This window comes from Streptomyces sp. NBC_01471 (genome assembly GCF_041438865.1).
Lineage (GTDB): Bacteria > Actinomycetota > Actinomycetes > Streptomycetales > Streptomycetaceae > Streptomyces.
In genome coordinates, this window is the sequence record NZ_CP109450.1 from 7,842,694 (window position 1) to 7,866,077 (window position 23,384).

The 23,384-nt window shown below is 69.7% G+C and carries 15 protein-coding genes and 1 pseudogene; 12 read left to right on the forward strand and 4 right to left on the reverse strand.

The window, feature by feature from the left end; all coding sequences use genetic code 11:
• Positions 1–695 precede the first annotated feature (695 nt).
• The 8 genes from OG285_RS35450 (at position 696) to OG285_RS35485 (ending at position 15,677) form a co-directional block, all read left to right on the forward strand.
• Positions 696–5,897 (forward strand): amino acid adenylation domain-containing protein, encoded by a 5,202-nt coding sequence (locus OG285_RS35450; RefSeq protein ID WP_371793388.1) that lies wholly within the window; start codon positions 696–698, stop codon positions 5,895–5,897.
• A gap of 1 nt (position 5,898) precedes the next feature.
• Positions 5,899–10,413: an amino acid adenylation domain-containing protein gene (locus tag OG285_RS35455; protein ID WP_371793389.1), complete on the forward strand. Its 4,515-nt coding sequence runs from the start codon at positions 5,899–5,901 to the stop codon at positions 10,411–10,413.
• Positions 10,410–10,604, forward strand: coding sequence for an MbtH family NRPS accessory protein (locus OG285_RS35460; RefSeq protein ID WP_356835772.1), 195 nt, complete (start codon positions 10,410–10,412; stop codon positions 10,602–10,604). Before OG285_RS35455 ends, OG285_RS35460 begins: the two co-directional genes overlap by 4 nt.
• A 36-nt stretch (positions 10,605–10,640) precedes the next feature.
• Positions 10,641–11,909 (forward strand): MFS transporter, encoded by a 1,269-nt coding sequence (locus OG285_RS35465; protein ID WP_371793390.1) that lies wholly within the window; start codon positions 10,641–10,643, stop codon positions 11,907–11,909.
• Positions 11,910–11,941: 32 nt separating this feature from the next.
• Entirely contained in the window at positions 11,942–12,616 is a 675-nt protein-coding gene (locus tag OG285_RS35470; protein ID WP_356835768.1) for a class I SAM-dependent methyltransferase, read from the forward strand.
• A 125-nt stretch (positions 12,617–12,741) separates the two neighbouring features.
• Entirely contained in the window at positions 12,742–13,527 is a 786-nt protein-coding gene (locus OG285_RS35475) for a thioesterase II family protein (RefSeq protein ID WP_371793391.1), read from the forward strand.
• A 64-nt stretch (positions 13,528–13,591) separates the two neighbouring features.
• Positions 13,592–14,803 carry a cytochrome P450 gene (locus OG285_RS35480; protein WP_371793392.1) on the forward strand — a complete coding sequence of 404 codons (1,212 nt, stop codon included), beginning with the start codon at positions 13,592–13,594 and terminating at the stop codon, positions 14,801–14,803.
• A 286-nt stretch (positions 14,804–15,089) separates the two neighbouring features.
• Positions 15,090–15,677 carry a class I SAM-dependent methyltransferase gene (locus tag OG285_RS35485; RefSeq protein ID WP_371793393.1) on the forward strand — a complete coding sequence of 196 codons (588 nt, stop codon included), beginning with the start codon at positions 15,090–15,092 and terminating at the stop codon, positions 15,675–15,677.
• A gap of 98 nt (positions 15,678–15,775) precedes the next feature.
• Here the strand turns inward: OG285_RS35485 and OG285_RS35490 are convergent.
• Positions 15,776–15,956 (reverse strand): annotated as a pseudogene (locus OG285_RS35490) (XRE family transcriptional regulator); the annotation flags it as partial.
• Between the two features lie 326 nt (positions 15,957–16,282).
• On the reverse strand, positions 16,283–16,786 hold the full coding sequence (locus OG285_RS35495; RefSeq protein ID WP_371793394.1) for a hypothetical protein: 504 nt from the start codon (positions 16,784–16,786) through the stop codon (positions 16,283–16,285).
• 147 nt (positions 16,787–16,933) lie between these two features.
• Between OG285_RS35495 and OG285_RS35500 the strand changes: the two genes are divergently transcribed.
• Both OG285_RS35500 and OG285_RS35505 read left to right on the forward strand, forming a co-directional pair.
• Positions 16,934–17,785 carry a carbon-nitrogen hydrolase family protein gene (locus OG285_RS35500; RefSeq protein WP_371793395.1) on the forward strand — a complete coding sequence of 284 codons (852 nt, stop codon included), beginning with the start codon at positions 16,934–16,936 and terminating at the stop codon, positions 17,783–17,785.
• 117 nt (positions 17,786–17,902) lie between these two features.
• Entirely contained in the window at positions 17,903–19,357 is a 1,455-nt protein-coding gene (locus tag OG285_RS35505) for an NF041680 family putative transposase (RefSeq protein ID WP_371793396.1), read from the forward strand.
• A gap of 22 nt (positions 19,358–19,379) precedes the next feature.
• Here the strand turns inward: OG285_RS35505 and OG285_RS35510 are convergent, their stop codons facing one another.
• Positions 19,380–19,697: a hypothetical protein gene (locus tag OG285_RS35510; protein ID WP_371793397.1), complete on the reverse strand. Its 318-nt coding sequence runs from the start codon at positions 19,695–19,697 to the stop codon at positions 19,380–19,382.
• A 355-nt stretch (positions 19,698–20,052) separates the two neighbouring features.
• On the opposite strand from OG285_RS35510, the gene OG285_RS35515 reads away from it, so the two are divergent.
• Positions 20,053–20,553 carry a GNAT family N-acetyltransferase gene (locus OG285_RS35515; protein WP_371793398.1) on the forward strand — a complete coding sequence of 167 codons (501 nt, stop codon included), beginning with the start codon at positions 20,053–20,055 and terminating at the stop codon, positions 20,551–20,553.
• Between the two features lie 134 nt (positions 20,554–20,687).
• Positions 20,688–22,700 carry an alpha/beta fold hydrolase gene (locus OG285_RS35520; protein WP_371793399.1) on the forward strand — a complete coding sequence of 671 codons (2,013 nt, stop codon included), beginning with the start codon at positions 20,688–20,690 and terminating at the stop codon, positions 22,698–22,700.
• A 124-nt stretch (positions 22,701–22,824) separates the two neighbouring features.
• Here OG285_RS35520 and OG285_RS35525 read toward each other — a convergent pair whose 3' ends face one another.
• Complete coding sequence (locus OG285_RS35525) at positions 22,825–23,382, reverse strand: carotenoid oxygenase family protein (protein ID WP_371793400.1); 558 nt, start codon at positions 23,380–23,382, stop codon at positions 22,825–22,827.
• Positions 23,383–23,384: the final 2 nt, after the last annotated feature.

Genomic DNA, 23,384 nt, shown 5'->3' on the forward strand with positions numbered 1-23,384 from the left:
ACGACACCAGTCCACGCATATGGGCCAACGCGGACTCCCGGGGCTCCGAGCGCTGAAACCGGTGCACGAACCGCTCGTGCCCTCCTCCAGCCCCGCCGCCCATCGCCACACGTCGCTGACTTCGAGATCCCCCCACCACAGGAACGACGACCGCTACGACACACCGTCGCACCAAACACGGTTGCAGGACTCATAGTCCAGCGGGGAGGGAAGCGGCCACGGCACCACGCAAACGCGCACTGTCATTGAGACATCACCGGGCGGAGGTGCTCGGGTCCATCATCGCTGCGTCGCAGGCCGGACCTTTGAGTGCCGGGCAAACAACCTGTATCCAGCCACCCGAAAAATGGGCCTATTGCATATGACCACCAGCCCGTGCAGAGTGATCAGAGTGATTCGAGCAAGCCAAAGTGACGAAAGTTACTGCTGTGTCGATGAGCCGGCATAGTCCATGAAGGGGATGGCGCCCGAGGTGCTCACCCCACAACAAGGGCGGTTCGCCAGAACTGCGGAGGCTCCGTCCCGCCGGGCCCACTGACCCCCCGTCGCCATCACGCCACGAATTCGCACCTCACCCTGATCACACCTTTCCGAGTTGAACAGCGCATGCCCTGTCCCGTGGTCGTTGTGTGCATACGGCTGCGAGAGGGGTAACGGACGTGCCCCTCTCCCCGGATCGGTAGGGATAATTCGAGATGTCCGCACCGTTAACCATTTCCCTCACCGCGTGGCCGCCCCGAGCGGTGGCCTTACGGTGCGACGGACGCTCCCCGGTCACCTACGCCGAACTCGAAGCCCGCCGTGCCCGCCTGGCGGAACGCCTGCTGGCGCGAGGTGTCGGCCCGGAGACCGTCGTCGCCGTCTCCCTGACCACACGCGCCGACACCCTGGTGGCCCTGCTCGCCGTCCTGAGCGTGGGCGGCGTCTACCTGCCACTGGACACGACGGCACCGGCCGGCCGGCGCCGGGAGGTGCTGACGGACAGCGGTGCCCGGGTGGAACTGCGCGACGGTCCCCGCCCGGACGCCGAACCCGTTCTGGAGGGCCGCGCCGACCCGCCGACGGCCGGTGCCACTCTCACCGACGCCAACACCGCGTATGTGCTGTACACCTCGGGTACCACCGGGCGACCCAAGGGCGTGTGCGTCTCTCGCGCGGCCCTGGCCGCCCATCTGGACGACATGGCCGAGCGACTGGAGATGGAGCCGGACGACCGAGTCCTGTGGTTCGCCGCCCCCCACGTGGACGTCGCGCTCGAACAGGCTCTGACAGCGTTGTCAATCGGCGCCACGGTGGTGGCGCGCGGGCCCGGTCTGCTGTCCTTCGGTGAGTTGGCCGAACTCGTCGAGCGCCACGCGGTGACGGTCGCCAACCTGCCGGGCGGCTACTGGAACGCGTTCGCCCTGTCGATGAGCGACCGCCAGATCGCGGCCTGTCGGGGACTGAGACTGATGATCTCGGGCAGCGAGCGCATGTCCGCCGCCGCCGTGGCCCACTGGCAGCACGTCCTGCCCGAGGTGCCGTTGCTCAACGCCTATGGCCCCACCGAGACCGTCATCACCTCGACCCTGTTCCGGATCCCGCCCGGAATGACGAAGCACGAGGAGGTCCCCCTGGGAACCGCCTGCGGTGAACGCCGACTGCACGTGCTGGACGAGCGGTTGGATCCGGTTCCCGGCGGATGCGTCGGCGAGCTGTACATCGGCGGTGCCCCCGTGGCCCAGGGCTACCTGGCCCGCCCGGTGACAACCGCAGAGCGCTTCGTGCCCGATCCGTACGCGGACTCCCCGGGCGCCCTGATGTACCGCACCGGCGACCTGGTGCGGGAGGCCGGGGACGGAAACCTCGTATTCGTCGGCCGCGCCGACGACCAGGTCAAGATCAGAGGGTTCCGGGTGGAGCCGGCGGAAGTGCGCCTGGTCATGGAGCGCCACCCCGGGGTCCGCCACTGCGCCGTACTGGGACGGCCCACGTCCCGTGGCCAGATCTCCCTGGTCGCCTACACCGTGGCCCCGGACGTCGCCGCCGCCGAACTGGTGGCCCACGCGAGCCACTCGCTCCCGCCGCACATGGTGCCCACCGTCGTGCTGCTGCCCGCCCTGCCGCTCACCGCCGAAGGCAAGCTGGACCGGGCCGCCCTGCCCGAGCCCGGGGGATCCGACCCGGACAGCGCCGCCGGGGCCACATCAGAGGGCGAGCCGCCCGCCGGGGAACTGTCCGCCACGGAGACGTCCCTGGCCGGGATCTGGTGCAGGATGCTGGATGTAACGCGGGTCGGCAAGGATGACAACTTCTTCGCCCTGGGGGGCGACTCGCTGGCCGCCCTGCAACTGGCCGCCGAACTCCTCACGGTGTACGGTCCCGGCCTGTCCGCCCAGGCGGTCTTCTCGGCCGGCACCCTGGCCGAACTGGCGGCCGTCCTTGACGACATCGCGGCTGAGGCCGCGGCGGAGCCCGGTGCGGAGCCGCCGCGGCCGGGCCACGACGGTGTTCACCACACCGCCTCCACCGAGCCGGTGGTCGACGGCCTCTCGGCCGGCCAACGATCGTTGTGGTTCCTGGAGCGCTGGGCGCCCGGCACCGCCACGTATCACGTGCCCTGGGAGTTCCGGCTCAGTGGCCCGGTCGACCATGCCGCTCTCGAAGGAGCCCTGCGCACCGTCGTGAGCAGACACGACGTACTGCGCTCCGTCTTCGTCGAGAACCTCGGCCGGCCACAGCGCGTGATACGCCCGGACCTCGTACCCGACCTGCGCATCGTGGAACCGTCCGCGGCCGCGATCCCCGCACCTGCCGGGACCGGCTCCCGGGATACCCCGGCCGACCAGGACGAAGCCGTCCGTGCCTGCTTGCACGCCACCGTCCGAGCACCGTTCGACCTGGAGCACGGCCCGTTGCTGCGAGCGGTACTGGTACGGACCGGCGAGGAACGGGCCGTACTGCTCGTGGTCTTCCACCACCTGGTCTGGGACGAGCTCTCCCTCGCGGTCTTCGAACGCGAACTCACCGAGGCGTACAGCGCGGCCCTGGAACGGCGAGATCCCGCGCTGACGCCGCTGACCGCCACGTACGACGACTTCGTCGCCTGGCAGGCACGAAGGGCAGTCGGCGCGATCCACCGCGCCGGACTCGACCACTGGGCCCGCCGGCTGGCCGGCGCACCGGCCCTGCTCCGTCTGCCCACCGACCGCCCCCGCCCGGAGCAGCCCGCCTACGACGGCGCCACCGTCGGGTTCTCGCTGCCGGCGACTGTCGGTTCCCGGGTCCGCGCCCTGGCCCGGCAGGAGAACGCCACCCCCTTCCTCGTGCTGCTCACTTCCTGCGCGGCCACACTGCTGAGGTACAGCGGCCAGGAGGACATGGTGCTCGGAACGCCGGTGTCCGGCCGCAGCAGGCCCGAGTTCGACGGGCTGATCGGGAACTTCGTCAACCTCATCCCCCTGCGCGTCGACCTCTCCGGTGAGCCCACCTTCCGGGAGCTGCTGCGCAGGGTCCGCACCGCCGTGCTGGCCGACTTCGGTCACCAGGACGTGCCGTTCGAGGCCGTGGTGGACCGGGTACTGGGCCAGCGCCCGACCTCGTACGCCCCTCTGGTCCAGGCCGCCTTCGAGATGCACCGGCACACCGGTGACGGATGGCGGGCCGGACCGCTCACCGCCCGGCGTGCGCTGCTCCCCACAGGGACCGCGAAGTTCGACATCGGCTGGCAGGTCACCGACGACGGGCAGCACCTCCACGGGGTGGTCGAGTACAACGCCGGACTCTTCGACGAGGAGACCGTGCGGGAATTGGTCGAGGGATGGAAGGCCCTGCTGTGCGACGCGGTGAACGAACCGGACAGCGTGACTTGCACCTATCGACCGGGGACAGCGCGCACCCCGTCCGAGACGGTACCGAAGGGAACGGCCGTGGATGCCTCATCGCCCGAGCACGGATCGAACGCCCCTGCCCTCACCGACGGGGGCGCGCGGGAAACCGTCGCCCGCCACACAGGCGACGCGCCGCCGGGCACCGAAGAGACCCTGTACGACCTGATCCGTTCCCGCCCCGACGGTGACCCGGAGCGGCCCGCCGTGAGCATCGACGCGGCCCACCTGGGCCACGCCGAGCTGGCCGCGTCGGCCAACCGCCTCGCCCACCGGCTGCGCGCGCTCGGAGTCGGGCCGGGGGTCGTGGTGGGCGTCCTGGGGGAGCGCGGCCTCAACCTGGTCGTGGCGCTGCTCGCGGTGGTCGCGTCGGGCGGGGCCTACCTCCCGCTCGACCCGGACCACCCGGGCGAGCGGCTGGAACACATGGTCGCTGACACGGCCGCCCCGGTGGTCCTCGCCCAGCGCCGATTCGTCCCCCTGCTGTCCGCGGGGAAGGCCACCGTGCTGGACCTCGACGACCCCGGTCACTGGGCCGAGGAGTCAGACCGGCCGCCGACGCCGCTCGCCGGACCTGAGGATCCCGCGTACGTGATCTTCACCTCCGGCTCCACCGGGCGTCCCAAAGCCGTCTCCACCTCCCACCGTGCCATTCACAACCGGCTGACCTGGATGCAGCGGCAGTACCCCCTCGGCGGGGACGACGTGGTGCTGCAGAAGACGCCCGTCGGCTTCGACGTGTCGGTGTGGGAGTTTTTCTGGCCGCTGATGACCGGTGCGCGACTGGTCCTCGTGCGACCCGGTGGCCACAGGGACCCCGGCCACCTACGGGAGTTGATCGTCGCCGAGCGAGTGACGACCGTGCACTTCGTGCCCTCGATGCTCCGCGTGTTCCTCGCTCAGGAAGGCGTCGAGAAGTGCCTCTCGCTGCGCCGGACCATCTGCAGTGGGGAGGAACTGCCCCCGCGTCTGGTCAACGACTTCCTCAGCCGGATGCCCGGGGAGCTGCACAACCTCTACGGTCCCACCGAGGCCGCTGTCGACGTCAGTTCCTGGCAGTGCAGGACACTGCCGCCGACGGCCCTGACCACTCCGATCGGCCGCCCGATCAGCGGCGTACGGCTGTACGTGCTCGACCCCGCCGGCGCACCGGTGCCGGCCGGCACCCGGGGAGAACTGCACATCGGCGGCGTCGCCGTGGCGATCGGCTACCTCAACCAGCCACGGCTCACCGCGGACCGGTTCGTGCCCGACCCGTTCAGCGACGACGGAAGCCGGCTCTACCGCACCGGCGACGCCGCACTGTGGCGCGAGGACGGGGAGCTGGAGTATGTGGGCCGGCTGGACGACCAGATCAAGATCCGCGGCCAGCGCGTCGAGCCCGGTGAGATCGAGACCGTGCTGGAGGGCCACCCGGCGGTGGCCGCGGCGGTGACCGTCCTCGTGCCCGACGGCCAGGACCACCGGCTGCAGGCGTACGTGGTGCCGGCGGCCGGATGCGAGGTCGATGGAGCGGAACTGCGGGAACGGGCCACATCGGTGCTGCCGGACCACATGGTTCCGACGCACTTCCGCCGGCTGTCCGAAGTCCCGCTCACCGGCAACGGCAAAGTGGACCGGTCCGCCCTGCGGGCCGGGGACGCCGGGGACCCGCTGCCGTCAGGCACGGCCCTGTCCGGGCCCGGGGATCCGCGGGAGTCCGAGCCGGTCGAGCACGTACTGAACCGCATCTGGTCCATGGTGCTCGCCCTGCCGGCGCTCGACCGGGACCAGGACCTGTTCACCTCGGGGGCGCACTCGCTCAACACCCTGCGCGTCCGGGCCAGGATCGCGGTGGCGCTCCACACCGACGTGCCCCTGCGCACCATGTTCAAGTCCCGGACCATCGCCCAACTGGCCCAGTACGTCAGAGCGAACGCCGGCTCCCTCGACCAGATGGAGCGGCGGGCCTCGGCGGTGGCCGCGCTGCCCCAGCTGGGCGACGCCGAGTGGGTGCGCGCGGTGAGCGAACTCAACAGCGAGGTGAGGTGAGATGAGCGAGTCCTGGCAGCCCATCATCCGTACCGGCCGGACGACGGCGCCGCTGTCGGCGGGTCAGCGGTCCCTGTGGTTCCTCGACCGGCTGGCACCGGGGACGGCCACCTACAACCTGCCCTGGATCCAGCGGCTGCGCGGCCCGCTCGACCCGGTTGTCGTGGAACGCGCCCTGCGCGGTGTGGTCCAGCGGCACGAGTCCCTGCGCACGGTGTTCTCGGCAGCCCTCGGCGAGCCGCGCCAGGTGATCCGGCCGGACGTCGACGTTCCCTTCACCGTGCAGGACCTCACCGACGGGCCGGACCCCGAGTCCCGGTCGGCGCAGCTCCTGCGCGAAGTGGTACGCCGGCCCTTCGACCTGGAGAAGGGGCCGCTCCTGCGGGGATGCCTGCTCAAGACGGGCCAGGACCAGTGGGACCTGGCGGTGGTCTTCCACCACATCGTCTGGGACGAGCTGTCCACCGGCGTCTTCGAGCAGGAGCTGGCCGAGCTGTACGAAGCGGCGCGGCAGGGCCGTCCGCCGGCCCTGGAACCTCTGCCGGTGCACTTCGCCGATTACGCCTGCTGGCAGCAGGAGTGGATGACCGGAGCCGCCTACGAGAGTGAACTGAAGTACTGGGAAAAGCGGTTGGGCGGTGCGCCGACGGCGCTGGCGCTGCCCGCCGACCGCCGCCGTCCCGCGACCCAGTCCTTCCGCGGCGCCACGGCCACCGTGCCCCTGCCCAGCGGTCTGCTGGACCGGGCGGGCGAGCTGGGCCGGCAGGAGGGCGCCACCGGCTTCATGGTGCTACTGGCAGCCTTCGCCGCCCTCCTGCACCGGCACACCGGCCAGGAGGACCTGGTGCTGGGTACCCCGGTGGCCGGCCGCGACCGGCTGGAACTGGAAGGCCTGCTGGGCTATTTCGTGAACATGCTGGCACTGCGGATCGACGTCGGGGCGCAGCCGTCCTTCCGGCAACTCCTTGAGCGCGTCTGCGACGGCGTGCTGGAGGACTTCGAGCACCAGGACGTGCCGTTCGAGGCCGTGGTGGAGCGGGTTCTCACCGACCGGCAGGCCGGCCACCCGCCCCTGGTGCAGGTGGTCTTCGGCTATCACACCGACCGGGGCGCGGACCGTCCGCGTATCGCCGGGGCCGCCGGCAGCCCGCTGTCCGCCGACACCGGCGCCGCCAAGTTCGATCTGATCTGGTCGGTCTGCGACGCGGACGCCGGGGCCCGGATCGAGGTCGAGTACAGCACCGACCTCTTCGACGAGTCGACCGTGGTGCGCATGGCGCGGCGTTATGTCCGGCTGCTGGAGGCGGTCATGGCCGACCCCGACGCCGGTGTCGGAGTCGTCGACCTGCTCACCGACGAGGACCGCGCGGTGGTCCGGCCGGTGCCCGCGCCCCGGGTTGCGCACAGCGCCCGGCTGCACGAGGTGTTCGAGCGCGTGGCGGCCGAACGCCCCGGGAGCACGGCGGTCAGCTATGGCCAAGAACACCTCACCTACGCCGAGTTGAACGGGCGTGCCAACCGGCTGGCCCGGTACCTTGCGTCACGCGGCGTCCAACGCGGAGACCGGATCGGGCTGTCGCTGGAGCGCGGTCCGGCCCAGGTGGTGGCGATCCTCGCCGTGCTCAAGGCAGGAGCGGCCTACGTTCCCGTCAACCCCGCCGACCCGGCCCCACGGCAGGAGCTGGTCCTGGGGGACGCACGGGTCAGGCTGGTGCTGCGTGACGAGGAGGTGGCGCGCACCGTGGCGTCCGGGGCGTGGCCGGACGGGAACCTGGGTCTCGCCGGGTCCGGCGAGGACTCCGCGTACGTGATCTTCACCTCCGGCTCCACCGGACGCCCGAAGGGGGTGGAGGTGGCGCACAGCAACGTGACCGCCCTCTTCGACGCGGTGGCCGAGAGGTTCGGTCTCGGCCCGCACGACGTGTGGACGGGCTTCCACTCCTACGCCTTCGACTTCTCGGTGTGGGAGACGTGGGGAGCCCTGCTGTACGGAGGCCGGCTGGTCGTGGTGGCGCAGGCGATCGCCAGAGCGCCCATGCGCTACGCGGAACTGCTGGTAGGGGAAGGGGTCACCGTCCTCAGCCAGACCCCGTCGGCGCTGGCACAGCTCACCCCCGCCCTGGCCGCGCTCCCTGCCCCGGCCGCGGACCTGCGGTGGGTCGTGCTGGGCGGCGAAGCGCTGCAGCCCCACCACGTCGGCCAGTGGTTCGAGCGGGTCGAGGCACCGGGGGCCCGGCTGTGCAACATGTACGGAATCACCGAGACCACCGTGCACGTGACCGCACACGAGATCGACTCGCCGGGCTCCTTCGCCCGCAGCATCATCGGCCGCCCGCTGCCGCACCTCTCGGTCGCGGTGCTCGATCCGCACGGCGCGCCGGTGCCGATCGGGGTGGTCGGGGAGATGATGATCGGCGGGGCCGGTGTGGCCAAGGGTTACCTCGGCAACCCCACGCTGACCGCCCAGCGGTTCACCCTCGGGCCCGTGCCCCACGATGCGTCGTTGTGGTATCGCTCCGGCGACCTGGCGCGGTGGCGGGAGGACGGCACCCTGGAGTACCACGGCCGCGTCGACGACCAGGTGAAAATCCGCGGGTTCCGGATCGAGCCCGGGGAGATCCGCCACGCACTCCTCGCGCACCCGGGGGTCCAGGACTGCGTGGTGGTCGCGCACGAGGACCCGGACACTCCGCCGCATCTGGTCGCCTATGTGGTGGGAGAGGCCGGTCCGGCGGAGGTCCGTACCTTCCTCGGCGGCCGGCTCTCCGGACACCTGATCCCGTCCATCATCATGTCGCTGGACGAACTGCCCCTCACTTCCAACGGCAAGGTGGACGTGCGGGCACTGCCCGGCCCCCGGGCCGAGCGCGAAACCGGGCGTTCCGCGCCGGAAACCGATGCGGAGCGAATGCTCGCCGGGGCGTGGCAGGAGGTACTCGGTCTGGAGGACGTCGGCAGGGAGGACAACTTCTTCGCCCTCGGCGGTGATTCCATCCGCAGCGTCCAGGTGGCCGGGGCGCTCCGCAATCGCGGGTTCGACCTGGACCTGGAGGCATTCTTCATCACTCCGGTACTGGCCGAACTGGCGTCCCGGCTGCGACCCGCCGAGGACAGCGCCGACACCGGCGACCGAACCCCGTTCGCGCTGGTCTCCGCGGGCGACCGCGGCTACCTTCCCGACGGCCTGGACGACGCCTACCCCATGACCTCCATGCAGCTCGCCATGGTGTACCACATGGAGGCCGATCCGGGGCGACGGCCGTATCAGAACGTCAACAGCTACCGGATGTCCGGCGACTTCGACGAGAAGGCCTTCGCCTCGGCCCTCTTGGAGGCAGTACACCGGCACCCCGTCCTGCGCACCGGCTTCGACGTGGTCTCCTTCAGCCAGCCGATGCAGCTGGTCCACCGGGAAGTACCGGTGGACCTGGTCGTGGAAGACCTGCGTGCCCTGGACGAGTCCGAGCAACTGGAACGTGTCACGGACCTCGCGCTGCGGGAGTGGGCGGTCCCCTTCGACCTCTCCATCGCGCCCCTGCTGAGGGTCTTCGTGCAGCGCCTGGCCGAGGACCTGTATCAACTCACCCTGGTCGAGCACCACGCCATCCTGGACGGCTGGAGCTTCACTTCGCTCTTCGCCGAACTCCTTCAGCGGCACGCGGCGCTGCGCGACGAGCCGACGAGCCCTCCTGCGCCGACGCCCTCCTCCCTCTTCCGGGAGTACGTCGCCCTGGAGGCGGCGGCCAAGGAATCCCGGGCGTCCCGGGAGTTCTGGGAAGGGCGTGTGTCCGGGGTGCGGCCGACCAGGTTGGGAACCGTGCGGCACGACGAGGGGCGGGGGGCCGACAGGGGCGTGTTGGAGTGCACGCTCCCGGCCGCGCTGGCCGCTCAGGTGCCGGCGTTCGCCGCGTCCCACGGGGTCGGTCCGAAGAGCGTCGCGCTGGCCGCGCATGTGGCGGCGATCTCCCGGCTGGCCCGGGCTCACGAGGTGGTGACCGGTCTGACCGTCAACGGCAGGCTGGAGGACGGGGCCGGGACGGAAGCCCTCGGCGTCTTCCTGAACACCATCCCGCTGCGCTTCCTGCTCGACGGGACGACCTGGAGCTCCCTCGTGGGGGAGGCGCACCGGCAGGAGAGCGAGATCACGCCGCACCGCAGGGTTCCGTACGGCGACATCGCCCGGCACCTGGCCGATCCCACCCTGGACTGCAGCTTCACCTTCAACCGCTTCCACGCCCTGGGCACGCTCTCGGCCGCGCAGGCCAGCATCGTGGACCAGCGGCTCGGCGTGGAGCCCACGGTGCGCCGGGAGCCCAGTCACTTCGCGCTGAACGTGGCCTTCGTCCAGGACCCGTCCTCCGACCGGTCGATGCTGATCGTGGACAGCGCGGACAGCTCGCTCGCCGACCGGCAACTCCACGACTATGTCGCCGACTTCTTCGCGGCGATCCAGCAGATGACCGAACTACCGGACGGCTCCGTCACCACGTGGCGGGGCGGAGAGAGGCACCCATGAACGATCCACAACCGTTGGACGACTACACCGTGGTGGTCAACGACGCCGGCCACTACTCGGTGTGGTCCACCCACCGGGCCGTCCCCGGAGGCTGGCGAGAAGTCGGCTTCCGGGGCGACCGGGACAGCTGCCTGGACCACGTCGAGAACGTGTGGGAAGGGCCCCGTCCCGCCATGCCCCACCCCGTCTGATCCGTCCACCGCGCCCCACGAGAGGAGGAGCAGCTGATGTTCCGCAACACGGCCTTCCGGCTGCTCCTTCTCGGCCAGGTGCTGACCAGCTTCGCCGGAAACGCGCTCTTCCTCTCCCTCGGCGTGTGGGCCAAGGACCTGACCGGCAGCAACACCGCCGCCGGGCTGGTGTTCTTCTTCGTGACGCTGCCCGTGGTCTGCGGCCCGTTCATCGGCCATGTCGTCGACCGCTTCCACCGGCGGTCGGTGCTGATGGTGGCGTGCGGCGCGACCGCGGCCCTGGTCATGCTTCTCCTGCTGGTGCACTCGGCGCACCGGATGTGGCTGGTGTATGTGGTCGCCGCCGGTTACGGAGTCGCCGCCATCTTCGTCCGCGCGGCCCAGGCGGGTCTCATCAAGACCCTGATCCCGCCGCAGGACCTGGCCGCCGCCAACGCGTACCTCAGGTCCGCCGGCGACGCGCTGCGGGTGGTGAGCCCGCTGGTCGGAGTCGGCGTCTACGCGGTCACCGGCGGCCCGGTCCTCGCCGGCCTGGTCGCCGGCCTGTACGTCCTGGCCCTGGTGGTCTTCCGTCTCCTGCCCAGGACGCGGGACACCGCCGAGGGGACGGGCAGGGAGGAGCTGTCCCTGCGCCGTCTCGGTGCGGGGCTCCGGCACCTCTGGTCCCACACGCCACTCGCGGTCATGACGGCGGCCGTCTCCGCGGCCTTCTGCGTGCTCGGCTTCTTCGACAGCACCGACTTCGCGGTGGTGCAGGAAAGCCTGCACCGCGCCCCGTCCTTCTTCTCCGTGCTGACCAGCGTCCAGGGGGCGGGCAGCATCGTGGGCGGGCTCACCGCGGCCCTGCTGATCCGACGGCTCGGTGAGCACCGGACGGCCGGAATCGGGCTGGCGGTCATGGCCTTCGGGGCGCTCGGCATGACCCTGGGCGGCCTGGCGGTCGTCCTCGGCGCCTTCGTCCTGTTCGGCGTCGGAGTCCCCTGGCTCGCCGTCGGCTACAGCACTACCTGGCAACGGCACACTCCGGGACCGCTCATCGGCCGCGTCTCCACCGCGGCCGACCTGTCCATGCTCGGGCCCCAGGCGGCCTCGGTCCTGCTCGGTGCCGTACTGATCGGGTTCGTTCCGTACCGCGTTCTCCTGCTGGTCTGCTGCGTCGTCCTGCTGGGAGCCGGCATCGCTCTGCTGGTCACCCATGACCGGTCGTCGGACCGGGACCCGGAGGCAGGGACACCGTCGTCCCCGGCCGACAGCGGGCCGGACGACCGCGCACCCCGCAACAGGCAAACAGAACAAACCACTTGACGACCTCCGAAACCACTGAACAAGGAGTGACCATGTCGCGTCAGAAGGGCACAGGCCCCGGAGCTTTCAGCCCCGAGGGAGACCCCGTCGAGCTCTACTCGATCCTGCGCGCCGGCCGCACGCCACAGGTGGTGGACGGCGCGCTGCCCCGCCGGGCCTCGGTACTTGAACTGGGGGCAGGCACCGGACGGCTCACCCACCCGCTCGCCGCCCTGGGGCACCAGGTCGTCGCCGTCGACCACAGCGCCGAGATGCTGGCCAAGATCGAGGGAGCCGAAACCGTCCACGCCGAGATACCAGGACTGGACCTCGGGCGGACCTTCGACTCCGTCGTGCTCGGCTCCTGCCTGGTCAACCTCACGGACGCGGAGGTGCGCTACGAGATGATGGCCACAGCCAGGCGCCACGTGCGCCCCGGCGGGAGCGTACTGATCGAACGGGCCCTGCCCGAGTGGTTCACCGGTGTCGGCGAACCCCGGGTGTGGGACGACATCACCGCCACCCTGCTCCAAGTGGAGCAGCTCACTCCCGACCTGCTGCGCGCGGTGATGGAGTACCGCTGGCAGGGCCGTCGCTGGACGCACCTGCAGATCGTCCAATTCCTCGACGAGAACACGCTGGACACCTACCTGAACGCGGCCGGGCTGCGCCGCAAGGAGTGGGTCACCGAGGACACCTCCTGGCTCACCGCCTCACCGGTCGACTGACCGTTCGACGCCCCGGCCGATACCCGTCCACCGGGGCCGCACGGACGCCGGCACGCGACGGCGACCCGACGAGCCTCCTCCCCACCTCACCACGCGACGGACCCACCACACGAGAGCGAGGCGCCTTGTCCGCTTCCCGAACGGCCCCCCGAATCGAGGGAGACTGGTTCTGGCTGCCGTCTCCCCGCCCGCACGCCGCCGTCCGGCTGCTCTGTTTCCCGCACGCCGGTGGTGATGCCACCGCCTTCACCACGCTCGGACGGCTGCTGCCCGAGGAGATCGAGCTGTGGGGGGTGCGCATGCCCGCGCGCGGCGGGCGCGCCCGGGATCGCCACCCGGAGAGCTTCGACGAGCTGGTCGGCGCGGTCAGCGAGGCGGCGCTGCCCCACCTCGACCGGCCGTACGCCGTGCTCGGCCAGAGCATCGGCGCTCTGGTCGGTTACGAGGTGGCCAGGAAGCTGGCCGCTCACCTGTCCCCGACCGCCTGCTTCGTCATCGGATTCGCACCCCCGCACGCCTGGCGGGAACCCCCCGGAGCCGGAGGTGAGGCCGACGTGCGGGAACTGGCGGACTTCATGCTCCGCAACGACGAGCGCGCCGGCGCGGTCGTCACCCATCCGGCGCTGCGGGAGATGGTGCACGACGTGCTGCGGGCGGACATGGGTCTCGCCCGTACCTACCGGGACCCGGGTCTCGGGCCGCTGGCCTGCCCCATCAAGGCCATCCTCGGGGCCGACGACGAGGCAGTCTCCGCGGCTGAGATGGAGGAGTGGAAACGCTGCTCCACCGGCGACGGCCGCGGGCTCGACGTGTTGCCGGCCGGTCACCTCGTGCTCCAGTCCGGCGAGACGGCCGTGCGGGAGGTGGCAGCGATCATCCAGGACCTCCTGCTGCCGCCCCTGTACCAGTGAGCGGCTCGCCGGCGACGGGCCGGCGTCCTTCCCCTCAACCGAAGCCAGCAGCCCAAGGAGCAGCATGAACACGGTAACCACGACGACCGCGCCGCCCGACCTGACCGACCCCGCCTTCTGGGCCCGCGAGGACAGCCACCTCGTCCTCCGTGAGCTGCGCCTCCGGGCGCCGCTGTGGCGACTGGAGACGGAGACGGAGGGGCCGCTGTGGTGCGCGCTGTCCTACGCGTTGGCCGGTGAGGTACTGGGCGACGCGAACCGGTTCAGCTCGGAGCGCGGGTCGCTGCTGGGCACCGGCACCGACCGGGCGCCCGCCGGTGCGGGGAAGATGATGGCCCTCACCGATCCCCCGCGCCACCGCGACCTGCGGGGCCTGGTGCTGCCGTTCTTCTCCAAGCGGAAGGCGGCCGAACTCACCGAACGCGTGGCCGACCTGACCCGCCAGGTGGTGCGCACCGCGTTGGAGGCGGAGGAGACCGACTTCGTCAGGGACATCAGCACGGCGGTTCCGCTGACCGTCATGTGTGACCTGCTCGGTGTCCCGGACGAGGACCGGGACCACGTGGTGCACATGTGCGACAGGGCCTTCCTCGGCAACACACCGGAGGAACGAGCCGAGGCACACCAGCAGTTGCTGCCCTACCTGTTCTCACTGGGCCTGCGCCGCCAGAGCGACCCCCGGGACGACATCATCAGCACACTGGTCACCCACACGGTGAACGGCCGTCGGCTGCCCCTGGACGAGGCACTGCTCAACTGCGACAACATCCTGGTCGGAGGCGTACAGACCGTACGTCACACCGCCACGATGGCCATGCTCGCGCTGACCCGGCATCCACACGCCTGGCAGGCGATGCGTGAGGACGGATACGACCCGGAGCTCGGGGTCGAGGAGCTGCTGCGCTGGACCTCGGTGGGCCTGCACGTGCTGCGCACGGCCAGGGTGGATACCGAACTCGCCGGACAGCGCATCCGGGCAGGCGACCGCGTGGTGGTCTGGACGCCGGCGGCCAACAGGGACGAGACGGAGTTCGAGGACCCCGACCGGCTGCGGCTCGACCGCACCCCCAACCGGCATGTGGCCTTCGGCTGGGGGCCGCACTACTGCATCGGGGCACCCTTGGCCCGGGTGGAGTTGGCCTCGCTCTTCGGAGCGCTCACGGAGGCCGCCGAACGGGTCGAGGTGCTGCGGCCGCCGGTACCCAACCGCTCCATCATCAACTTCGGGCTCGACTCCCTCACGGTCAGGCTGCACGCGCGCGGCGGAACCGACTGACCGGCAACGCCCCGATCGGCGAGCCCTGTTGGTCTCTCCCGGGCAGCGGTGGGGGCCGAGCCGTCCGTCTCCTGCCGGATCATTGGCCCGGCACCACCGTACGTACGGGTCGCCGGATGGTCTGGGAGTTCAGGAACCAGGACCTCGTCGCCGGCTTCCCCGCGAAGGCCGTTCCGGTACTGGTTGTCAGACCCTGGTCGGTCGCCGTTCCCGTAGCGTTGCGGCGGGAGAACGTCCAGTCCGCCCGTCAGAGCGGGGCGCGGCAGACCGAGGTGGAGGACAACGTATGGACGCGGATGACTGGGACGAGCGTTACCGGGCCGTGGAGCGCGTGTGGTCGGTCGAGCCGAACAGGTGGGTGGTCCGCGAGACCTCCGATCTGGAACCCGGCCGGGCCCTGGATCTGGCCGCGGGGGAGGGCCGCAACGCCGTGTGGCTGGCGGGCCGGGGGTGGCGGGTGGACGCGATCGACTTCTCACCGGTCGCCGTCAGCCGGATCATGCACGCGGTCGGCAGCGATCAGAACTCGGTGCGCGCCACGGTGGCCGACGCCACCCGCTACGCCCCCGAAGAGGCCGCCTACGACCTGGTCCTGATCTCGTATCTGCAACTGCCCCGGCAGGACATGGTTGCGGTGCTGGCGAGCGCCTGCCGGGCGGTCCGTCCCGGCGGCACGCTGCTGCTGGTCGGGCACGACGCCAGCAACCTTGAGCACGGCACCGGGGGTCCGGGGGACGCGCGGGTGCTGTCCAGCGTCGAGTTCGTACGTGAGGCGTGGGAACCGTGCGCCGATCTTGTCGTGGCCGAGGTGGCCCACCGTCCGGTCGGGGAGGCCGAAGCGCTCGACACGGTGGTCCGCGCCGTGCGCCGATGAATCCCGCCTGCGGCGCCGGGTGAGCAGCTGACGGCGTTCACGTACGGGCGGTGAGCAATCCGGGGCCGCCCGAGCCAGGGGCGATTCAGGCGGTGGGGTGGGCCGGGCGGCAGATACCCGGTCATGATCAGGTGGCTGGTCCCGTCGCCCAAGCCGCGCTGGCCGTGCGGTACGTCGCCGTTGCAGGACGCGGTCTGCCCGGTCTCCCAGCGTGTGCTCGACTCCATTTACGAGCAGGGCCATCCGCCCGGCAGTAACGCTGACCGTTTCGACGACTCCGCGCCCGAATGCTCGGGGTCCACATCGAAGTCGCTGTCCGGTGGCATCAGGTATCAGGCGGGGACTGGGCCGCCTACGCCGCCGACGTCAGCCAACGTGTCTCGGAGACCCAATGAGACTGCCCACCACCATCCACCACGCACGCCTCGGGGCAACGGAGTTCAAGGTCATCCGCCCTGCTCAGCGGCTGCCCCATGCAGTGCTCCTCGATCACGACCGGCACTTGGACGCCTACCTCGACGAGGACACCGCACGCCGGATCGGCGGTCTATGGGCACTCGCCGCCACGTCACCTCGCGCAAGGTGCAGTTCAGGCAGAGAGCTACCTAGCGGCTGCGGCGCTTGGTCTCCGCAGAACGGCCGGCTCTATCGCTGCCGCCGACAGTGCGGGACCAATGTCCCTGGATGAGGACCAGCTTCTGATCAAGCTCCGCGTCCCACATGCGATTGGTCATGGTCCCGGGAACCGTGAGGGACCGCCCTCGAACCCGGACGAGCCGCAGGTCCGACCAGATTCCGCTCCGCGATCCTCGCTGCCGCACCTTGACACCGGCGATCTCGCACCAGGGAAGCGAGCGCCTACTGACGAAGGTGCGGAACTCTATCCCGGCCGCAGTCAAGACTGCCTGGCCATAGATGCGGTTGATCATATCGAAGAGTGTGAGCAAACCGAATGCGCCGAAGCCACCGACCCACCACCAACTGTCCGGTGCCGACACAGTCACACCGACTGCCACTGGCCCACCGACAAGCACCAACATCAGGATGCCGGTCCGCCACCAGTGTCTTCGCCGAGCGGCAGCGCTGAAACCGATCAACACTTCGGGCATATCCATGATGCTACAGACATACGACCGGCAATTCTCCGTCACCGAACGAATCGCCCAACGAAACTCGGCAAAACCGTAGATCAGAAACAGCTTCTAAGCTTGTTCTTTAACCTCCCGGGCTGGTGATGGTGGAGTACAACTGTCAGCGTGACAGACGATATTCGGATAGCAGTCGCGCAGAGCCCGGTCACCTGTGACCCCTCCGTCAACGGGGCGGCGGTCCGCGATCTGATGGTGGTAGCTCGGGAAGCGGGTGCCCGACTCGTGCACTTCCCGGAGGGGATGATCTCGGGCTATCCCTCGGGCACTGAGGCTAAACAGGCACTGTCTGACTGGTCCATCGACTGGGCGGCGATTCAGAACCAGTTGGAGCTGACCGCCAAGGCGGCAGCCGATCTCGGCCTCTGGGTAGTTGTGGGCTCCAGCCACCGCCTGACCCCGCCGAACCGGCCGCACAACAGCCTGTACGTGATCTCCGACAGGGGACAGCTGATCGGCCGCTACGACAAGCGCCGGTGCTCCCACACGGAGATCACCGACTGGTACTCACCTGGGTTCACACCCTTGACCTTTGACATCGACGGCTTCCGATTCGGTTGCGTCCTGTGTATCGAAGTCAACTTCCCGGAGCTTTTCATTGAGTACCGCGAGCTGGGAGTGGACTGCGTCCTGTTCTCCTCGTTCTCAGAGGACCCGGTATTCGGTGTGCTGACCCGTGGGCACGCAGCCGCACATAACTACTGGGTCAGCGTGTCCGTCCCGGCCCAGTGCAGCGCCGCCATGCCCGCAGGCGTCATCGGCCCTCACGGATCCTGGCTGGACCGCTGCCCAGCCGAGAGCACGGCAACCCTGGCCTGCGTAGACCTCGACCGAACCGACCCGAACCTCGACATCGCACTGAACAAGGCTCGCCCCTGGCGAGGGTTGGCCCGAGCCGGCCAGATCTATGAAGTACGTCGGGTCGCCGACTCGCGCAGCACAGATCGCAGCCACTTCTGAGTTTGTCGGCCCGTGCGGCCCGGTGTCCACGGGTTTGGTTGTTCGCCGGACAGCGGGACGCCTTGGCGTGATCATGTGCGGTGTCGAGACGCTGTTGATCACGCCAAGGCTGCGAGGGTGAGTCTGCTGCACGATGCTGTCCGCGCCGAGTCCCTGACCGTGTTATCCCGGTTCCGGGCCGGCTTCTACGACTGCCTGACCGCCCGCGCGGACGCGTTGTTCGAGCTGACGGACGCGGTGCTGTGCACCGACGGGCCGGTGCGGTCGCTCGTGGACCTTGCGCTGGCACCCGAGCACCGCCGCGGGCACGGCTCCCTCTACGCCGGCCTGAACCGCGGCGAAATGGACGTCGCCCGGCTCCGTCGGGTGCTGGCCGGGGTGCCGCTGCCCCGGGCGGTGGACGGGCGGCTGGTCCTGGCCGTCGACGTCTCGCCGTGGCTTCGGCCGGACGCCGGGACCGTTCCGGACCGCTCGTTCTGCCACACCTACGGCCGTGGCACCGCCAAGCACCAGATGATGCCCGGCTGGCCATACTCGGTCGTCGTGGCGCTGGAGAGTGGCCGCACCTCCTGGTCGGCGTTCCTGGACGCGGTCCGGCTGGCCCCCGGCGCCGACCTGGCAGCGGTCACCGCCGACCAGGTCCGCGAGGTGGTCGAACGGCTCGTCGCCGCAGGCCAGTGGTCCGCCGGTGATCCGGAGATCCTGATCGTGCTGGACGCCGGCTACGACGCCCCGCGCATCGCCCATCTGCTGTCCGGCCTGCCCGTCGAGGTCCTGGGCCGGACCCGGTCGGACCGTGTGATGCGACGTCCAGCGCCCTCGCGGGAGGAGTTCCTCTTGGCCAACCCGAAGGGCGGCCGACCGCCCAAGCACGGCGGGGAGTTCGTCTTCGGCGACCCCGCCACCTGGGGCGAGGAACAGGCCGTCACGGTCACCGACACCCGCCTCTACGGCAAGGCCACCGCCCAGGCATGGGACCGGCTGCACCCGCGGCTGACCCAGCGGGCCGCCTGGGGCGACCACGACGGCCCGCTGCCCGTCATCGAGGGCACCGTCATCCGCCTGGCCGTCGAACACCTGCCCTCCGGTGGGGTCAACAAGCCGGTCTGGCTGTGGTGGTCCCGCACCGGTGCCACCCCGGACGACGTCGACCGCTTCTGGCAGGCATTCCTCCGCCGCTTCGATCTGGAGCACACCTTCCGCTTCGCGAAGCAGACCCCCGGCTGGATCACCCCGAAACTGCGCACCCCCCGAGGTCGCGGACCGCTGGACCTGGATCCTGATCGTCGCTCACACCCAACTCCGACTCGCCCGGCCCCTCGCCGAAGACCGCCGGCCCTGGGAGAAACCGACCACGCCGACCCGCTCACCCCGGCCCGGGTCCGCCGGGGGTTCAGGAACATCCGCGCTCACCTCACCTACCCCGCCCGTGTTCCCAAAACCACAGGCACCGGCCCCGGACGGCCCCCCGGCGCCAAGAGCAAACACCGGGCACCCCGCTACGACGTCGGCAAGACCGTCAAACGCCCCGAGACCCTCAAGGCCATCGGCAAGCCTGGGCGATCTTGGTAGATAAAGAACAAGCCCTTGAGTTTTAACTTGTTGCTGGGCCCTGGTCCCAGCGGAACCAGGCGCACTCCTGATCGATGTGGAGGAGGAACTCAGTAACGGGCCCCGATGGTGACTCCAGGGTCAGGGCACCTTCGATGAGGTCGTAGACGCCGTCGAACCGTTGCCATTCCTCTGCCTCGACAAGGGCATTGATCTCGTCGAACCAGGGCTTGAACTGGCTGAAGACAGGCTCAGGGGAGAAGCGTCCGCGCTGCCAGGGCATTCCTGGGTCGTCGACGACAATCGTGCCGACGAGGATATTGCCGCTCAGAAGCCGGCACTCGTCGTGATGATCCGTCATGCTGGCCCCATGGCACGGTTTCTACGGCCTTCCCACGGCCGTGCTCAGCACGGATTTCCCGGCTCACAGAGGTTACGGAACACCTGCACGATGGCACCGCGCCGGGGTGGAGTTCCGAAACCTCTCCCACCCCGGCCCTCGCCCCCTCGTCAAGGCGTTGAGCTGCGCCGCAGCGGATACGCCCCTGCCCGCGGGGTTAAAACTCAAGCCAAGCGTTTTTCACCCCGCTTCCTTGTGCTGCGTCTCGCTGACCTGCGTGGTGCGTGGGCTCGGTTCGTTGAGACAGACCACAGTTGTCCGTCTCACGTGGGCTCCGTTGCCCCGGCTTGGAGAGCGGCGTCGATAGGGTGTCGCCATGCCGTATTCGCCGATGCCGCTTCAACTCGATACTGCTCGGCTGACGTTGCGTCAGTGGACCGAGCCCGACATCGACGCCCATCGCATGCTCGTCGCCGAACGGGGTGGTGGCATGCCGTCGATCGAGGACAACCGGCGGATGATCGAGGATCAGCGGGCCGCATGGGCGCTGACAGGTATTGCTCTGCTGCCTGTCATCCGCCGCTATGTGGGCGACTTCATCGGGTATTGCGGGCTCACGGTCGGCCGGGCTTCTGTTGACGAGCCGGAGATCGCCTATGAGCTGTTCCAGCACGTGCACGGGCAGGGCTGTGCGACGGAGGCGGCTTCCGCGGTGCTCGATGCCGCGATCGCGACCGGACGGAAGCGGCTCTGGTCGACGGTGCGTTCCTGGAACGTGCCGTCCTTTCGCGTTCTCGACAAGCTTGGGTTCGAGCGCGACCACGTCTCGACCGATGACCGCGGCGAACTGGTGTGGCTCACCCGTTCCCTGCCGTAGGAGACGCGCTGGGGCAGTTCGAAGTGGCTCCGCCATGTCGGAGGCACCATCGCCGAGCCGGTTTTCCCCGGTGCGGTCCCCTCCGATTGTCGGACCCCTGTCACAGTTCGAGGGCGGCGGGCAGGATGATCGTCATGATCCGTGCCTTGGACGATGCCGCCTCGTTCCACCACCTGTTCGCCACGCACCCTCGTCTGACCGACTTGGTCCTGGCATCCGACGGATCGCGCTTGATCGCGTCCGTGCAGATCATCAACGACCAGGGAACCAGGCACGTTTCCGGGTTGTGGGAGGTGGACCCTTCGGGCGAGCGCGAGAGCCACCTCGTGGCCCGGTCCGTGCAGGGTGACTTCGCTCCCGCTTTCGCTGCCGACGGCACCCTGTTGTTCCTCTCCGGCCGCGAGGACGCACATTCCGCCGCTGAAAAGAGCGAGAGCCAGGGCGTCGGACTGTGGGCGCTGCCGGAGGTCGGCGAGGCCAGGCAGATCGCCCACCACCCGGGAGGTATATCCGCCTTTGCCGTCGCCAAGGACGCCCGCACGGTCGCTTACACCGCTGATCTGCTGGCTGGCGCCGTGAATGCCGAAGCCCACGCCGAACTTCGTCGTGAGCGCGAGAGTGCCCTGGTCAACGCAGTTCTGTACGAGGCGACCACAACGTGTGCCTTTGACGCAGGTCTCGGTCCTGACGAACCCCACACCTTCGTCCTGCACACCGACGGGGCTCCGGTGATCGCCGGCCGCCAGGGTCTGGCGGGCACAGGAGACATGGCGCTCTCGCCGGACGGATCGCTCGTGGCCTACACGCGGGCCGCGACGGGCCGCGCCTCCGACATGAATGTCGTGGTGGTCGCCGACGCTGTCACTGGCGTCGAGCACCACACATTCTCGCGCACCGGTCAGCAGTACTACCGCCTGGCGTTTACGGCCGATGGCTCGGCGTTGGTCTGCCAGCGCCAGCGAGAGGAGACTTATGACACCGAGTGGCGAGTCACGCTGGTCGAGTTCGACTTGGCTTCGGGTGAAGAGATCGACGTCCTGCCGGAGTTCGACAACTGGCCGTGGCCGGGGCGGGCGGTCCTCTCGCCGATACGTGGGGATGCCACGCTGTGGTTCACCGGTGACGAGCGGGGCCACTGCCCGATCTTCCGGCGCGACGCGGACGGCACGATCACCCGCCTGACCGCATCCGGCGCCTACGCCTCTCTCTGCGTGTCGTCCGATGGGACCACCCTCTATGCACTGCGCAGCACGATCGACAGCCCGCCTCAAGTGGTTCGGCTGGATGCCGTCACAGCCGATCAGGAACCCGCATTCCTCAGGGCCCCCGGAGACCACGACTCGCTTCCCGGCACGCTGACCGAAGTGCACGTCGAGGCGGACGACGGTTTCCCGTTGCGCGCCTGGCTCGCGCTGCCCGAGGGCGTCTCGGCCGAGCGCCCAGCGCCCCTGATCATCGCTCCGCACGGTGGACCACAGATGTCCTGGAGTGCCTGGACGTGGTTGTGGAACCCATGGCCGTTCGCGGCCCGCGGCTACGCGGTGCTGCTACCGGATCCGGCGCTGTCCACCGGCTACGGGCAACGCATGCAGGAGCGCGGCCGGGGTCAGTACGGCGGTCAGCCCTACCGCGATCTCATCGCGCTGACGGACGCGGCACTGGCGCGCGACGACCTCGACGCGACCCGGACCGGCCTCGCCGGCTGGTCCTACGGCGGTTACCTGGCCAACCGGGCCGCGACCCTCACTGACCGCTTCAAGGCGATCGTCACCCACGCCGGGATGTGGAACCTGGAGGCGTTCCAGATCGACACGGACATGCACGCATACTTCCGGAAGATCTTCGGCGACCCGCAGACGCAGCGCGAACGGTACGAAGCGAACTCGCCCCACTTCCACGCCGCGAAGGTGACGACGCCGACACTGCTCGTGCACGGCGGCAAGGACCACCGCGTCCCGATGGGCCAGGCACTGAGCCTGCACAGCGATCTGCAGCGGCTCGGGACGCCCGTCAGCTTCCTGCACTTTCCGGACGAGGGCCATGGGATCGGGGCGCCGAACCACATTCGTCTCATGTACGAGACGGTGCTGAACTTCCTCGACCACCACGTCCTCGGACAGGAGTGGCGGCGCCCCGGAATGCTCTGACTGATCATTCGAACGCGCCAGAGCTTCGCGGGTGGCGTCCCGGTCCTGCACGCCAGCGGGCACACCATGATCATCACGGGGAAGTCCTTCATGCCGACCGTGACGTGTCTCTTCCGCCCGTTGATCACCCTCGCGGGACCGAATCCGCGGGTCGCCCAGCCCACCGTGGGCGTGCCACAGAGTCGCAATGACCCTGGTTGCGCAGCGGTGTTGGCGGACTGCACTTGTTCCGTGCCTGCTGGTCGGGTACCCAGCCGCCGTGGACACCAGCGGGGACCCGTCGCGGTATCTCCACAGTGGCCACCTGGGTCAGGTCTTGGGCGTCCAGGGGCAGCAGCTCTGATCCATGGGCCGTGCGGTGTTGGACCATCGACAGGAGCGATCCGGCGTCTTCCGGGGCGCCGGCGCTGCCGTGTGCGGGCACATCCCGATGTTCAGGGAAACGGCCGAGGTCCGTCTGCGCGCGGACCTGCCCGAGTGCCGTTCGCTCCTCCAAGTGGCCGCCTGTGCAGGGAATCCGGGGCAGTGCGCCCCCTTCCGGACAGGCCCGATCATTCCGAGCGGCTGTTACACAACGATCATTGAGTGCGTCCGAGCGACCCCGGCATACTTCAGAAATCCGGGGTCGTACACGTATCCGAATGCGCCCCGTGCGGGCTGGGCCTTCGCTCGCCCGCTTCACTC